The sequence below is a fragment of the Acidibrevibacterium sp. genome, assembly GCF_049965395.1.
Lineage (GTDB): Bacteria > Pseudomonadota > Alphaproteobacteria > Acetobacterales > Acetobacteraceae > Acidibrevibacterium > Acidibrevibacterium fodinaquatile.
In genome coordinates this window covers 15,644-30,314 of the sequence record NZ_JBMFWJ010000004.1, presented here as the reverse complement: position 1 = coordinate 30,314, position 14,671 = coordinate 15,644, and the positions used below count along the sequence as shown (strand labels likewise).

Below are 14,671 nucleotides of genomic sequence, written 5' to 3'. Positions count from 1 at the left end.
CGGCTCAGTGCGTCAGTGCGGCGCTGATCGCGGCGCGATCGAGACCACGCTCGCCAATCACCACGAGGCGCGCCCGGCGCGGCTCATCGGCGCGCCATGGGCGATCGAAATAATGCTGAAACCGCGCCCCGACGCCTTGGATCACGCAGCGCAACGCCTTATCGGGCGGCGCGAGAAATCCCTTGACGCGGAGAATGTCGTGCTGCTCAGCGAGCAGGCGAAGCCGCGTGATCAGGGGCTCCGGCTCAGCCGTTTCGGGAAGATCGAGGACGAAACTCTCGAAATCATCATGTTCATGCGCGCCATCGACAGCATCGTGATGGGACGGGCGCGCCGCGAGATCGTCCTCGGCCTGGGCGGCGAGCCCGAGCAGAATGCCGGGATCGATTTTTCCCTGCGTGATGCTGAGAATTTTCACCGCGCGTGGAATTTTCTTCGAAATGTCAGCGGCCAAGGCCGCGAGCGCCAAGGGATCGAGGAGATCGGCTTTATTGAGGAGCACGAGATCGGCGGCGTTGATCTGGTCCTCAAACACCTCGGCGAGCGGGTTGTCGTGATCGAGCGCCGGATCGGCGGCGCGTTGAGCGGCGAGTGCCGCCGGATCGTCGGCGAACCGCCCCGCCGCCACCGCCGCGGCATCGAGCACCGCGATCACGCCATCGACCGTCGTGCGTGCGCGCACGTCTGGCCAGTTGAACGCCTTGATCAGCGGTTTCGGAAGCGCGAGGCCCGAGGTTTCGATCAGGATATGCTCGGGCGGCTCGGCGCGATCGAGGAGGGCGGCCATGGTCGGCAGAAAATCCTCGGCGACCGTGCAGCACAGGCAGCCATTGGCGAGTTCGACGATGCTGTCCTCGGCGCAGCCGGGAATGCCACAGCTTTTCAGCAAGTCCCCGTCGATGCCAAGTTCTCCGAATTCATTGACGATGATCGCGATGCGCCGCCCGCCAGCCTGTTCGAGCGTGTGACGCACCAAAGTGGTTTTGCCGGCGCCGAGAAAGCCGGTGATGATGGTCGCGGGGATTTTGCCCGACCCCGAATTGGTGACATTGGCAGATCGCATGCGGCACTCTCCGGGGCACGGCATCGCCCGCAGCCGCCATCGCGGCAACGGAAGCGGCGCAACGCGCCGTCGCCGCCAGGGCACCCCGCCTGGTGGCGCGATCAAGGGTGATGGCAGGTCTCCTGGCTCGCGGATCCGTCGCCCCCGCCCGCCTTCCCGGAAATCCCAGTGGCGTTTGGACAGAGGCTTTCCGCTCACAGTTGCGGGGGCAGCCGCGGCTTTGGGGCGCCCCATGCGCCCGGCACCGCGTTCCCTTTTCATCTCCCTCGCGGAAGAACCATCGCTGTGGTTTTATGGGCGGGCGGGTTCGGAAGTCAATGCGGGAGGTTGGGCGGCGATGGCGCGGATGACCCTCATTCTCGGCGGTGCGCGCTCAGGGAAAAGCGCCGAGGGCGAGCGCCTGATCGCGCGCCATCCCGGCCCGCTCGCCTATATCGCGACCGCCGAAGCCGGGGACGCCGAAATGGCGGCGCGGATCGCCTCCCACCGCGCTCGGCGCGGGCCACGCTGGCGAACGATCGAGGCGCCGATCGCGCTCGCCGCGGCGATCAGCGATGCGGCGCCGCTCCCGACTTTGGTCGATTGCCTGACGCTCTGGCTTTCCAATCTGATGCTCGCCGGCAACGATATCGCGCTCGCGGCGGCGGCGCTCGAGGAGGCGCTTTTCGCCCATCCCGCGCCGATCGCGCTCGTCGCGAACGAGGTTGGGCTCGGCATCGTGCCCGATAATGCGCTCGCGCGGCGGTTCCGTGACGAGGCCGGCGCGCTCAATCAAAGACTTGCGGCCCGCGCCGATCGGGTGCTGATGATGGTCGCCGGCTATCCGATCGAGGTGAAACGCCCATGAATGAGACTGCTGAGCCGCCCGAAAACGCCCGCCACCGCGCCCGCATGGCCAAACGCAAGGCGGTTCAGGACGTCGAGGTTGCGGCGAAAACCATCGAGAAAGGCCTCCTCATCGTCCATACCGGGCGAGGCAAGGGCAAATCGACCGCGGCCTTCGGCCTCGCTCTGCGCATGCTCGGCCATCAGCGGCGGGTCGGCGTCGTGCAATTCATCAAAGGCGCCTGGCAGAGCGGCGAGCGCGCGGCGCTGGCACGTTTCGATGATCTCATGGAATGGCACACGCTTGGCGAAGGCTTCACCTGGGAAACCCAGGACCGCGCCCGCGACATCGCCGCCTGCGCGCACGCCTGGGCGGTGAGCACCCGCCTGCTTGCCCGCGAAGACATCGCGCTCGTCATCCTCGACGAACTCAACATCGCCCTTCGCTATGATTATCTCGCGCTCGATCAGGTTCTCGCAGCGATCGCGGCGCGGCCACCCATGCAGCACATCGTCATCACCGGGCGCAACGCCAAGCCGGAACTCTGCGCGGCGGCCGACCTGGTGACGGAAATGACACTCACGAAACATCATTTCGCCGCCGGCGTGCGCGCGCAGCAGGGGATCGAGTTTTAAGAGTTCCATGAGTTTGAGGAAGAATCTGTTCTTTTTTGAAAAAAAGAACCAAAAAACTTTTCCCCGTTGGCCAGTGCCTGCGGCACTGGCCGCTCTGAGGAAACGGGACAAAAGTCTTTTTGCTTCTTTTTCTTCAGAAAAAGAAGATCTTTCATGACAGCGCGCGCGCTGATGTTCCAAGGCACCGGCTCGAGTGTCGGCAAGTCGCTGATCGTTGCCGGGCTTTGTCGTGCGTTTGCGCGGCGCGGGCTCCGTGTCGCGCCGTTCAAGCCGCAGAACATGTCGAACAATGCCGCGGTGACACCGGAGGGCGGCGAGATCGGGCGGGCGCAGGCGCTGCAGGCGCGGGCCGCGGGGATCGCACCGAGCGTGCATATGAACCCGGTGCTGCTCAAGCCGCAAAGCGAGATCGGGGCGCAGATCGTGTTGCGCGGCCACGTGGTCGGGGCGGCGCCGGCGCGCGCCTGGCAGGTGAAAAAGCACGCGTTTTTGCCTGCCATTCTCGAAAGCTTCGCCGAACTCGGCGCGGCGCATGATCTGGTTCTGGTCGAAGGCGCAGGCAGTGCCGCTGAGGTCAATCTCCGCGAAAACGACATCGCCAATATGGGATTTGCGCGCGCCGCCGGGCTGCCCGTGGTACTGATCGGCGATATCGACCGCGGCGGCGTGATCGCGAGCGTGATCGGCACCAAAACCGTGCTCGCGGCGGAAGATGAAGCGCTGATCAAGGGGTTCATCATCAACCGGATGCGCGGCGATGCCGCGCTGTTCGCTGATGGCATGGAGTTCATCGCCGCCCGCACCGGCTGGGCAGCGCTCGGCCTCGTGCCGTTTTTTGCGCAAGCGCGCCATCTGCCGGCGGAAGATGCCGCCGATCTCGCCCCGAGCGTTGCCCGCGCGGGGCGGCTTCGCCTCGTGGTGCCGCTTTTGCCCCATATCGCGAATTTCGACGATCTCGACCCACTTTTTGCCGAGCCCGACATCGCGCTGACACTCGCGCCGCGCGGCGCGCCGTTGCCGCCTGCTGATGTCATTCTTCTCCCCGGCTCGAAAGCGACACGGGCCGATCTCGCGGCGTTGCGCGCCGAAGGGTGGGACATCGATCTTCTCGCCCATCATCGCCAGGGCGGCGCGCTGATCGGGATTTGCGGCGGGTTTCAAATGCTCGGCGAGGACATCGCAGATCCTGACGGGATTGAAGGCGAGGCCGGCCACTCGCCCGGTCTCGGCCTGCTCGCGTTCCGTACCGTTCTCGGGCCGGCAAAACGTCTCGCAGAAGTGGCCGGCGTCAATCTCCTCGATCAAACCCCGGTGCGCGGCTATGAGATGCATCTCGGCGAGAGTTTCGGCCCCGCCCTCGCCCATTCTCTGCATCGCCTCGCCGATGGCCGCGCAGAGGGGGCGGCCTCCCTCGATCGCCGGGTTTTCGGCACCTACCTGCACGGGATGTTCGCCGATGATGCGGCCCGCGCCGGCTGGCTCGCGCGTTTTGGCGCCGCGTCACGGCTGCTCTCGTTCGACCACCTGATCGAGACGACGCTCGATGCCCTGGCCGATCATCTCGCCCGCCATATCGATCTCGCGGCCCTCCTCAGCCTCGCGCGATGACGGCGAAAACCAGCACGAGAGCGAGGGTGAGCGCGACGGCACGGCGATAGAGCGCGAGCGCGCGGGCGAGATCGCGCGCATTCGCCTCAGCCCGCCCATCGCCCATCCAAGCGTCGAACACGGCGATGCCCTCATAAACGCGTGGCCCGGCGAGGCGGAGCCCGAGCGCGCCCGCCATCGCCGCCTCCGGCCAGCCGGCATTGGGCGAGCGATGATGCCGCGCATCATGCAACGCCGCCCGCAGCGCCGCCGGCAGACGCCGCGGCGCCGCGAGCGCGAGCAAGAGGGCCGCAAGCCGCGCCGCCGGGAGATTGATCAGGTCATCGAAGCGGGCCGCGGCAAAACCGAAATCGGCAAAACGCGCGGTGCGATGGCCGATCATGCTGTCGGCGGTGTTCGCGGCTTTGTAAAGCGCAAGGCCCGGAAGGCCGAACAGCGCGCCCCAGAAGGCGGGCGCGATGACGGCATCGGAAAAATTCTCGGCGAGACTCTCGATCGCGGCGCGGAGGACACCGGCTTCGTCCAGCGCCGCGGGGTCGCGCCCGACGATTGCGCCAACCGCCGCCCGCCCGCCGGCGAGGCCGCCGCGCGCAAGCGCTTCGGCAACCGCACGAACATGGTCATGGAGACTGCGCGCCGCCAACAACGAAGAGGCGATCACGCCGAGCACGAGATCACCCATGATGCCGGGCAGCAGGCGATGACAGAGCACCTCCACCCCGATCGCCGGCAGGGTGGCGGCGAGCAGCACCAGCGTCAGCGCCATTACCCCCAGCGCCCGGCGCCGCGCGGGGCCGAGGGTCGCGCGGTTGCAACGCCGCTCGAGCGTTGCGATCAGCGCGCCAAGCCAGGTGACGGGATGGCCGATGCGGCGGTAAAGCCAAGCCGGATAGCCGAACACGGCATCAAAGATCAGGCCGGCGGCGAGGAGGGTGAGATGAGCGCGCATCGCGGGGCATTCATGGCGGGGCGGCGATGAGCGGCCAAGAGGCACCGCCCGTTCATGGCGGGCGGCTCGGCGCGTTTCGCCGGCTGTTTCCCGATGCGCCGACGCCGATCCTCGATCTCTCGACCGGGATCAACCCCTATCCTTACCCGGCGCCGGCGCTTCCCGAGACGCATCTCACCCGGCTTCCCGAGCCCGAAGCCCTGGCGGCGTTGGAAGCGGCGGCGGCGCGGACCTATGGCTTGGCGGCGGGCGAAGCGGTCGCAGCCCCGGGCTCACAAGCGCTGATCGGGCTGTTGCCGCTGCTTCTCCCCCGGGCGGAGGTCGCGGTGCTCACGCCGACCTATGCCGAGCACGCGTTCGCCTGGCGCCACGCCGGGCATCGCGTGCGCGAGGTCGCAACCCTCGCGGAGGCAGAGGCGGCAGAGATCGTGGTGCTCTGCAATCCCAACAACCCTGACGGGCGGGTGATCACCGCCGCCGACCTCAGCGCTCTCGCAGCACCCCTGGCGGCACGCGGCGGCCTTCTCGTGGTGGACGAAGCCTTCGCAGATTTCGCGCCGGACGGGGTTTCCGTGGTGCCGCGGTTGCCCGCGCGCGGCGTCATCGTGCTGCGCTCGTTCGGCAAGGCGAGCGGGCTCGCCGGGCTCCGGCTCGGCTTCGCGCTCGCGCCGGCGGACCTCGCATCGCGGCTCCGCGCCGCGCTCGGCCCCTGGCCGGTCAGCGGTGCGGCGATCACGATCGGGACCGCGATGCTCACCGATGCCGCCTGGCGCTCGGCGATGGCGGCGCGGCTCACCGAGGATGCCACCCGACTCGATACCGCGCTCGCCGCCGCCGGTCTCGCCCCGCGTGGCGGCACCGCGCTGTTTCGCCTGGTCGAAAGCGAAGACGCGGCTTCGGTGTTCGCGCACCTCGGCGCCGCCGGCATCCTGGTCCGCCGCTTTCCCGCCCATCCGCGTTGGCTCCGCTTCGGCCTGCCCGGCGCGGCTTTCCCCCGCCTGCTCGCGGCGCTCGCGGAAATGAGGAGAAATGTTCTTTTTTGAAAAAAAGAACCAAAAAACGTTTGTCCGCTGGGCAGTGCCTACGGCGCTGCCCAGTCACGCCGTCGCCGCGTCCGCCATCAGCCGAAGCGCGGTCGCGAAAGCGGTCTCGACGCTGAGCGCGCTCATGTCTTCCGACTCCCCGAGCGCCCAATCGGCGAAGCGACCGGCCGGGGCCATTTCGGCGGCGCGATCGCGGGTTGCGGCGCACAGCCCGACCGTCGGCACCCCGGCGGCGGCGGCGAGATGCATGAGGCCGCTATCATTGCCGACATAAAGGGCACAGCGCTGCAAGCAGGCGGCGGCCTCGGGCAGGCTGAGCTGGCCACGGAGATCGATCGCCTCGGGCAGAAGCGCCAGCAGCGGCGCCGCCATCGCCCGCTCCGCCTCGCCCGGCCCGGCGAAAACCGCCGCCGCCGCGCCCGGCAGACGCTCGGCGGCGAGACGCTGAAAGAGCGCTGCGAAATGCGCCGCCGGCCAGGCTTTCGGCGGCCAATTCGCGGTCGGGCCAAAGCCGATCACTGGGCGATCGCCGGGCAAAAATGCCGCGGCGTGGGCGCGATCGGCGTCGTTTACCCAAACCACAGGAAGCGGCGCCGGGCGGATCCCGAGAGCCGCGGCAAATTGCTCGTGCTTGCGCCCCAACGAGCGCCGCGGCTTGAGGGCGCGCTTTCGCGTCCACACCAGATAGGAAATCAGCGAGCGCCGGAAATCGACCACCAGATCCCAGCGCGTCCCGACAACGCCGCGCCACAGCGCGAGCCAATGCAGATCATAGCGGCGCTTGTCGAGAACGAGGGTGCGTTCGCGATTGGGCATGCGCTCGAACACCCCGGCCGCGACCCCGCCGCAAACCACGGTGATCCGCGCCTCGGGATAGGTGCGAATAAGGTAGTCTAGCACATTGGTGGTGATCACCGCATCGCCGATGCGGTTGGCCGAGATGAACAGAATGCGCATCAGAGCAGGCCGGGGCGGAGTCGTTTCGTTGCCATGCCCAGGCCATAGGCCGCCGGGGGGACAAACGCAACGCCGCCACCCCCGACGACCGCAACCGCCGGCTACTGGAAGGGGTAATAGCGGAAGCTCAGGATATACATCTGCTCGTTGACGGTCGGCGCGCCGCCAATGCCGCGAAAATCACCGCGGCGGATATATTCATATTGCGGGCCGACAAGGAAGACGCCGACATTGTTGCCCTCGAGGAAACGCCACCAGGCGCCGACGGTGACTTCGGTGGACGAGGAGAAATTGGCAACGCACGGCGCGCCGAGTTGAATGTCACAGCCGGCATTGGAATAAAGCGGGTTGCCATAGCCATAGGCTTTGCCGTTGGCATTGAAGCTCTCCGCTGAGACCTGCTCGCGGCCGAGATAAGAGTAGATATCGATCGCATCGGTGGGATGGCCGATGGCGCCGAGCAGGAACGTCGCCGCCGGCAACGGCTTGGCGGCGCCGTTGGGGCCGATCGTCGCGTCAGGCAAGCCGGAGGAGGTATAGCGCCCCATCCCGTACCCCCACGACTCCGTGGTGTATAGGTCGAGCTTCTGGTCGAAGAGGGAATAGAGCGCGGTGCCGCCGATGCCGCCCATCCCAACCACGTGGTTCTGCCCGCCGTCGCCGAGCGTGGTGCGGGTCTGAGCGGAACGCGCTACGCCATAGACCTCGTAATGCCCGCCAAAGCCCGGATCGGCGGTGACCTTGAGCACGGCATCGGGCGTCAACTCGTTGGTGTAGCTGGTGCCTGAATATAACGTGGGCCCACCTGGGAAGTAATAGCTGGTGGTTCCCGGCGCCCCGACCCCATTCGGCCCGAGCGCATAGACCGTCTCGGGGCTTTCGATGGCGAGACCGACATTGAAGATGTTATCGTCGAAACTCTTGACCAAACGGAGACCGAAATTCCGGTTCCATTGGAAGCCGACCACGTATTGCGCCTCAGGATCGATCGGGATCAGTTCCTGACGCGGCACCATCCCCACTTTGAACGGCACCACGAGCGACCAAATCTCGCCAAACGCCGCATGGAGTCCGAGGTCGGAATCGTCGACCTGCGCATAATAGAGGCGCCAGCGCGGCGTGTAGGAATTGCTCTGGATCGCGTTGGCGGTGGGCGGTGCGGAAAGGAAGTCGCCCTCGAGATAGGCGGCGACCGAAATCGAATCCGAGATATTGCCCTGCGCGAGTGCCGCCCAGCGGCTCTGACGCGCATCACCCCGTATTTCCGACATATAATATTCCGGGTTGTTGGGCAGCGGAATGGCGGTGCCGAACCCTGAATTGATGCCGGTGGTTTCCGCATGGTCGCGGTAGATGAGCGGCGCTTCGACATAGCCGCCGAGCGTCAGCGCGAGGCCGCCGACTCGTAGCGAATACCCTGGCGCCATCTGGGTGAGGATCGCCGGGCTCGCCGACGAGAGCGAATCCGAGCCCGGCGGCGGCGGCACCGTGGTGATCGGCACCTGATCGGAGAAAGCCTGCGGCGGCGTCAAGTTGACGTTGGTGCCGCCGGCCGCCGGCGGCGCGATATTGGGCGGTACTTGCTGCGGCACCAGCGGCGGCGGCGCCCCACCTTGCGCCTGAAGCGCGCCGGCGGCGAGCGGGGCGGTGGCAAGCCCCATCGCCGCGGCGGTGCCCGGCCCGCCCCCGGGCGCGATAGCGGCGTTGCTCGGGGCGGCGTTTTCCGCAGCCTTCAGCTTAGCGGCCTCCGCCGCTTTCGCCTTGGCCTCGGCGGCGAGCTGTTTTTTCAGTTGCTGCAATTGCTTTTGCAGATCCTGGATTTGCTTCTCGACCGCATCCAAGCCGTCATCGCTCGCCTGCTGCGCGCGCGCCGCGAACGGGGCGAAGCTGACGGCAGCGGGGATGGTGGCAAGCGCGGTGGCGAGGGCAAAGGAGAGGCGCCGCGAGGGGCGCCTCGACAAAGAGATCATCAACATCACGGGGTCCGCGTCGCTGGTGGGGAAAGCGCGCGAACCCTAATCGTCTGAGATCACCGTTTCGTGATCATTGTGAAGACAATTTTATGACAAAATCATGATATAATATAACTATACGATATAACTAATTTGGACACACAAGCGCCCCCGCCGGGGGTGGGCACCTCCCCCCATGTCGGGATGTCGCGAACGTCAGATATTCAGATATAATGTTCGGCCAAGGGCGCGAAGCCGTTGAAGCCTTGGCTGGCATAGGTGCTGACATAGGCGCCGGTCGCGAGCAGGGTGACGGCGTCGCCGCTGGCGAGCGCCAACGGCAGGCGGTAGTCGGCTTTTTCATAGAGAATGTCGGCGCCGTCGCAGGTCGGCCCGGCGATCGCGACCGGGCCGGTCGCGCCGCCGTCATGCGGCGTTGTGATGGCATAGCGGATCGCCTCGCCCTCGGTTTCGGCGAGGCCGCCGAAGCGCCCGATATCGAGATAGACCCAGCGGAGATCGCTCTCCGGGTCGCGCCGGCTGACCAGCACCACCTCGCTTCGCACCGCGCCGGCATCGCCAACCACGAAGCGCCCGGGCTCGATCGCGATATCGGGAATGGCATTGCCGAAATGCCGGGTCAGCGCCCGGGTGATGGCGTGGGCAAAGTGATCGATGTCCGGCACCTCGTCGCGATAGCGGACCGGGAAGCCGCCACCGAGATTGAGCAGGCGGAGATTGACCCCGCGCTCGGTGAGATCGGTGAACAGCATCGCGACCTGGCCGATCGCCGCCTCATAGGCGGCGCCATGCTTTTGCTGGCTGCCGACGTGAAAGGAAAGCCCGTAAGGGTCGAGCCCGATCTCGCCGGCGCGCAGCATCAAGGCGCGAGCCTGTTCGACGCTGGTGCCAAATTTGCGCGAAAGCGGCCAATCCGCCCCGTCATTGGCGACCAGGATGCGGCAATAGACCCGGCTTCCCGGCGCGTGGCGGGCGATTTTTTCCAGCTCCTCGGCGGAATCGAAGGCAAAAAGCGAGATGCCGGCGTGATGCGCGGCGGCAATCGCGCTCGCCTTCTTGATGGTGTTGCCGAAGCTGATCGCCTCGGGGCGCGCGCCGGCGGCGAGACAGGCGGCGACCTCCTCGAAGCTCGCGGCGTCGAACGCGCTCTCAAGCCGCACCAGGCGCTCGAGAATCGGCGCCGCCGGATTGGCCTTGACGGCATAATAGATGCGCGCGAGCGGGAGAGCCGCGCGCAACGCGCGGTAATTCTCCTCGACGCGATCGACGTCGACCACCAGGCACGGCGATGCCGGCTGAACCTCAGACAAATAGCGGGCGATCTTCGGCGTCATAGCACCGTGCCTCCCCGGAAAAACAGGCGCCCGTCTGTAGCGAGACGACGGGCGGAGTTGCGAAACGGTCGAACGAACCAGCGACCAGACGATTGCCAGAACGCTTGACGTCGTTGCGTAACCACTAAGGTTAGAGGCACGTGCGTTGCTGCGTAGAAGCGGCACATAGACCCCTCCCCCCTGCGGCGCAAGGGGAAATATGCGCCTTTCACACATCATTTCATCGCCGATGGGTGGAGCGGGGCGGCGGTTCATGCTACTGCACCGGCATGACACGCCCTCTGATCGCCGTGCTCAACGGCCCCAATCTCAATCTACTCGGCACCCGCGAGCCGGCGCTGTATGGCGCGGCGACCCTCGGCGATGTCGAAGCGCTTTGCGCCGAGATCGCCGAGGCGCTTGATCTCGCGATAGATTTTCGCCAAACCAATAGCGAGGGCGAGCTGATTTCCTGGGTCCAGGAATGCCGTGAGCGCGCCGCCGGGGTAATCATCAACCCGGCCGGCTATGGCCATACCTCGATCGCGCTGATGGATGCGTTGCTTACCCTCGAGTGCCCGATCATCGAGGTGCATCTGACCAATATCCATCGCCGCGAGCCTTTCCGCCGCCACAGTTTCACCTCTGAAGCGGTGCAGGGGATGATTTGCGGTCTTGGCGCACGCGGCTATGCGCTGGCGTTGCAGGCGATCGCCGAACTGCTGCAAGAGGAGGCGGCATGAGTGAGTTGCCCTTCGATCCCGCGGCGATCCGCCTGCTTGCCGCAATCCTTGGCGAAACCGGCTTGACCGAGATCGAGATCGCCGAGCAGGACCGGCGCATCCGCATCAAGCGCACGCCGGCGCCGCTCATGATGTCGGCCGCCGCGGCGCCGGCCGGCGCCGTGCCCGCGATTCCAGCCGCGGGCGACGCGCCAGCCGCGCTCCCGGACGATCCGGCCAAGCATCCCGGCGCCGTTCTGAGCCCGATGGTCGGCGTCGCCTATCTCGCGCCCGAGCCTGGGGCGCCGAATTTCGTCACGGTCGGCCAAGCGGTCGAGGCCGGGCAGACCCTTCTCCTGATCGAGGCGATGAAGACCTTCAACCAGATCAAGGCGCCGAAAGCGGGGACGGTGAGCCGCATTCTCGTTGCCGCTGGGGCGCCGGTGGAATTCGGCGAGCCGCTTTTGATCCTCGCTTGAGATGGCCTTCTTCCAGAAAATCCTAATCGCCAATCGTGGCGAGATCGCGCTCCGCATCCAGCGCGCCTGCCGTGAACTCGGCATCCCGACGGTTGCCATCCACTCGACGGCGGACGCGACCGCGATGCATGTCCGGCTCGCTGATGAGAGTGTCTGCATCGGCCCGCCGAGCGCCCGCGAGAGCTATCTCAACATCCCCGCCATTCTTTCCGCCGCCGCCATTACCGGGGCGGATGCGATCCATCCCGGCTATGGCTTTCTCTCGGAAAATGCGCGCTTCGCCGAGATGGTGGAGGCGCATGGCCTTACCTTCATCGGACCAAGCCCGGCGCATATCCGCATGATGGGCGACAAGATCGCCGCCAAGACCGCGATGGCCGGGCTCGGCGTGCCGCTGGTGCCGGGTTCGGATGGCGCCGTCGCGACCCTGGACGAGGCCCGCGCTGTGGCCGGGCGGATCGGCTATCCGGTGCTGATCAAGGCCGCCGCCGGCGGTGGCGGGCGCGGCATGAAGGTCGCGGCGAGTGCCGCCGACCTCGAGGAGGCATGGCGGGTTGCGCGCACCGAGGCGGCCAGCGCCTTCGGCAACGACCAGGTCTATCTCGAAAAATATCTCGACCGCCCGCGCCACATCGAATTGCAGGTGCTGGCCGACGGACATGGTCACGTCGTCCATTTCGGCGAGCGCGATTGCAGCCTCCAGCGCCGCCATCAGAAGCTGCTCGAAGAGGCCGGCTCGCCGGCGCTCGACGCCGCCGCGCGCGACGCCCTCGGCGCGCGGGTGACGGCAGCGCTCGCCGAACTCGGCTATCGCAATGCCGGCACGCTCGAATTCCTCTACCAGGACGGCCAGTTCGCGTTCATCGAAATGAACACGCGGCTTCAGGTCGAGCACCCGGTCAGTGAGCTGATCGCCGAAATCGATCTCGTGCAGGAACAGATCCGCCTCGCCGCCGGCGAGACGCTCGGCTACACCCAGGCCGATATAAGCTTTTCTGGCCACGCCATCGAATGCCGGATCAATGCCGAGGATCCGCTGACGTTTTCACCAACCCCGGGGCGCGTCAACGTCTTTCATCCCCCCGGTGGGCCTGGCGTGCGGGTCGATTCGGCGCTTTATGCCGGCTATGTGGTGCCGCCTTATTATGACAGCCTGGTCGCCAAGCTGATCGTCCATGCCCCGAGCCGGCGGGAAGCGGTTGCTCGCTTGGCCCGCGCGCTCGATGAATTCGTCATCGATGGCATCAAAACGACGATCCCGCTGCATCAACGCATCGTGCGCGACAAAGATTTCCTCGCCGGGGATTACACCATCCACTGGCTGGAGCGGTTCGTCGGAGGCGAGTAAAAGCGGTTCTTTTTTGTAAAAAAGAACCAAAAAAACTTTTCCCTGTCGGGCAGTGTCCATGGCACTGCCCGTCCATGGACGCTTGCCATTCCGAGAAACCGGGAAGAACGTCTTTTTGCTTCTTTTTCTTCAGAAAAAGAAGTGCTTAATTTTCCTTGATTGCCGCAGGAGGAAACCATGACCGGAGCGCTGTCCCCCGATGATCTCGCCGCCCGCGTGCCCGATGGCGCGTTGATCGCGTTGCCGCCGGATAATTCGCTCGGCTCGGTGGCGCTCGCGCTGGCGCTGATCCGCCGCAGGGCGCGGGGATTGCGCCTGTTCTGCGTCCCGGTCGGCGGCTTTCTCGCCGATCTCCTGATCGGCGCGGGGTGCGTCGCCGAGATCGAGACCTCCGCCGTCAGCCTTGGCGAGGCCGGCACTGCGCCGCGCTTCGTCGCGGCACTCGCCGCCGGCACCCTGACGATGCGCGACGCCACCTGTCCTGCGATCCATACCGCGTTGCAGGCGGCCGAAAAGGGTGTTCCCTTCATGCCGCTCCGTGGCGTGCTCGGCTCGGACGTGCTCGCCCATCGTCCGGATTGGCGGGTGATCGACAATCCCTTCGCTGCCGAACCCGACCCGATTTTGCTGATCCCGGCGGTCAGGCCCGATTTCGCGCTATTTCATGCCTCTCTCGCTGACGCGGCGGGCAATGTCTGGGTCGGGCGGCGGCGCGAATTGGCGACCATGGCGCATGCCGCGCGCGATAGCTTCGTGACCGTCGAGCGGCGAATCAGTGGCAACATGCTAGACGATGAGCGTCTCGCGCCCGGCGTCATCAGCGGCGCCTATGTCACCGGCATCGCGCATGCGCCGCGCGGCGCGGCCCCGCTCGCGCTGCTCGATGAATACCCGGCCGAGAGCGCGGTTCTGCGCGAGTACGCCCGCGCCGCGCGCAGCGCCGAGGGCTTTTCCGCCTTCCTCGCAGACCGCCTGATGCCGGCGCGCGAGCCGGCGTGATGGCGCTGGCGGCGGCGAACGGGGAAAGGATCGCGCCGGAGGAGTTTCTGGCAACGATCCTCGCGCGCCTAATCCTCGACCCCGCGGCGCCGCCGGCGCGCCATATCGCGGTGGGTGCCGCAAGCCCGATCCCGGCCGCCGCCTGCTGGCTGGTGAAAAAGCGTGGCCACGAAGCGCGGCTCTCGCTTTTGCACAAAACCCAGGGCAATCCGTTCAGCGAGGGCACGCGCGAACTCTTCGATCTCACCGGCCAGGGCAGGATCGATCTCTTTTTCCTGGGTGGCGGCGAGATCGATGGCGAGGCGAATATCAACTTGATTGGCACCGGCGAATGGCCGGGGCGCGAGGCCCGGTTCCCCGGCAGTTTCGGCTCGGCCTTCATGTATCTGATGACGCCGCGCACCATCCTGTTCCGCGAGGAACATTCCCCCCGCGTCCTGGTGCCGCGGGTCGCCTTCATCTCCGCCCCGGGTATCTCGCCACAAGGGCATTTCCGCCGCGGCACGGCGCAGGCGCTGGTCACCGGGCGGGCGGTGTTCACGTTCGACGGCAAGCGCTTCACCCTCGCCTCCTGCCATCCCGGGGAGACGCCGGCCGGGATCGCGGCGCAAACCGGATTTGCCTATGAGACGCCGCCTTCGGTGCCGGCAACGCCGCTGCCGAGTGCTGCCGAGCTCGCCTTGCTGCGCGGGCCGGTTTGCGATGAAATGCGCCCGACCTATCCCGGCTTTTGCGCCCGCGTCTGGGGCGCCTGAC

At 66.6% G+C, this 14,671-nt stretch carries 14 protein-coding genes and 1 riboswitch; of the genes, 9 read left to right on the top strand and 5 right to left on the bottom strand.

Annotated features, from left to right (window positions below; all coding sequences use genetic code 11):
- Positions 1 to 4 precede the first annotated feature (4 nt).
- Positions 5 to 1,063: a cobalamin biosynthesis protein CobW gene (gene cobW, locus ACP5M5_RS02540; protein WP_427935320.1), complete on the bottom strand. Its 1,059-nt coding sequence runs from the start codon at positions 1,061 to 1,063 to the stop codon at positions 5 to 7.
- Positions 1,064 to 1,158: 95 nt separating this feature from the next.
- A riboswitch (cobalamin riboswitch) is annotated at positions 1,159 to 1,360 on the bottom strand.
- A gap of 40 nt (positions 1,361 to 1,400) precedes the next feature.
- Here cobW and cobU point away from each other — a divergent pair.
- From cobU to ACP5M5_RS02525, 3 genes are all read left to right on the top strand, one after another.
- Complete coding sequence (cobU, locus tag ACP5M5_RS02535; RefSeq protein WP_427935318.1) at positions 1,401 to 1,910, top strand: bifunctional adenosylcobinamide kinase/adenosylcobinamide-phosphate guanylyltransferase; 510 nt, start codon at positions 1,401 to 1,403, stop codon at positions 1,908 to 1,910.
- Entirely contained in the window at positions 1,907 to 2,524 is a 618-nt protein-coding gene (gene cobO / locus ACP5M5_RS02530) for a cob(I)yrinic acid a,c-diamide adenosyltransferase (protein WP_427935316.1), read from the top strand. The genes cobU and cobO overlap by 4 nt, the downstream gene beginning before the upstream one ends.
- Before the next feature lie 153 nt (positions 2,525 to 2,677).
- The gene (locus ACP5M5_RS02525; RefSeq protein ID WP_427935315.1) at positions 2,678 to 4,132 is read left to right on the top strand and encodes a cobyric acid synthase; all 1,455 of its coding nucleotides are present in this window, start codon (positions 2,678 to 2,680) and stop codon (positions 4,130 to 4,132) included.
- On the opposite strand, the gene cbiB is transcribed toward ACP5M5_RS02525, so the two are convergent.
- Positions 4,116 to 5,081, bottom strand: a complete 966-nt coding sequence (gene cbiB / locus ACP5M5_RS02520) for an adenosylcobinamide-phosphate synthase CbiB (protein ID WP_427935313.1) — start codon at positions 5,079 to 5,081, stop codon at positions 4,116 to 4,118. The genes ACP5M5_RS02525 and cbiB overlap by 17 nt on opposite strands.
- A 26-nt stretch (positions 5,082 to 5,107) precedes the next feature.
- Here cbiB and cobD point away from each other — a divergent pair, with 26 nt between their 5' ends.
- A complete protein-coding gene (gene cobD, locus ACP5M5_RS02515; RefSeq protein ID WP_427935312.1) occupies positions 5,108 to 6,124 on the top strand; it encodes a threonine-phosphate decarboxylase CobD in 1,017 nt (338 codons plus the stop codon).
- Between the two features lie 54 nt (positions 6,125 to 6,178).
- Here cobD and ACP5M5_RS02510 read toward each other — a convergent pair whose 3' ends face one another.
- From ACP5M5_RS02510 to ACP5M5_RS02500, 3 genes are all read right to left on the bottom strand, one after another.
- Positions 6,179 to 7,081 (bottom strand): glycosyltransferase family 9 protein, encoded by a 903-nt coding sequence (locus tag ACP5M5_RS02510; RefSeq protein ID WP_427935311.1) that lies wholly within the window; start codon positions 7,079 to 7,081, stop codon positions 6,179 to 6,181.
- Positions 7,082 to 7,182: 101 nt separating this feature from the next.
- Entirely contained in the window at positions 7,183 to 9,057 is a 1,875-nt protein-coding gene (locus tag ACP5M5_RS02505) for a hypothetical protein (RefSeq protein WP_427935309.1), read from the bottom strand.
- A gap of 200 nt (positions 9,058 to 9,257) precedes the next feature.
- Positions 9,258 to 10,388, bottom strand: coding sequence for a type III PLP-dependent enzyme (locus ACP5M5_RS02500; protein ID WP_427935308.1), 1,131 nt, complete (start codon positions 10,386 to 10,388; stop codon positions 9,258 to 9,260).
- 269 nt (positions 10,389 to 10,657) lie between these two features.
- Here ACP5M5_RS02500 and aroQ point away from each other — a divergent pair, with 269 nt between their 5' ends.
- From aroQ to ACP5M5_RS02475, 5 genes are all read left to right on the top strand, one after another.
- Complete coding sequence (aroQ, locus tag ACP5M5_RS02495; RefSeq protein WP_427935307.1) at positions 10,658 to 11,110, top strand: type II 3-dehydroquinate dehydratase; 453 nt, start codon at positions 10,658 to 10,660, stop codon at positions 11,108 to 11,110.
- Complete coding sequence (locus tag ACP5M5_RS02490; RefSeq protein ID WP_427935305.1) at positions 11,107 to 11,568, top strand: acetyl-CoA carboxylase biotin carboxyl carrier protein; 462 nt, start codon at positions 11,107 to 11,109, stop codon at positions 11,566 to 11,568. Before aroQ ends, ACP5M5_RS02490 begins: the two co-directional genes overlap by 4 nt.
- Position 11,569: 1 nt before the next feature.
- Positions 11,570 to 12,916 carry an acetyl-CoA carboxylase biotin carboxylase subunit gene (gene accC / locus ACP5M5_RS02485; RefSeq protein WP_427935303.1) on the top strand — a complete coding sequence of 449 codons (1,347 nt, stop codon included), beginning with the start codon at positions 11,570 to 11,572 and terminating at the stop codon, positions 12,914 to 12,916.
- 177 nt (positions 12,917 to 13,093) lie between these two features.
- On the top strand, positions 13,094 to 13,915 hold the full coding sequence (locus ACP5M5_RS02480) for a CoA transferase subunit A (RefSeq protein WP_427935302.1): 822 nt from the start codon (positions 13,094 to 13,096) through the stop codon (positions 13,913 to 13,915).
- Positions 13,915 to 14,670, top strand: a complete 756-nt coding sequence (locus tag ACP5M5_RS02475; protein WP_427935301.1) for a CoA synthetase — start codon at positions 13,915 to 13,917, stop codon at positions 14,668 to 14,670. Before ACP5M5_RS02480 ends, ACP5M5_RS02475 begins: the two co-directional genes overlap by 1 nt.
- The last annotated feature ends 1 nt before the right edge of the window (position 14,671 follow it).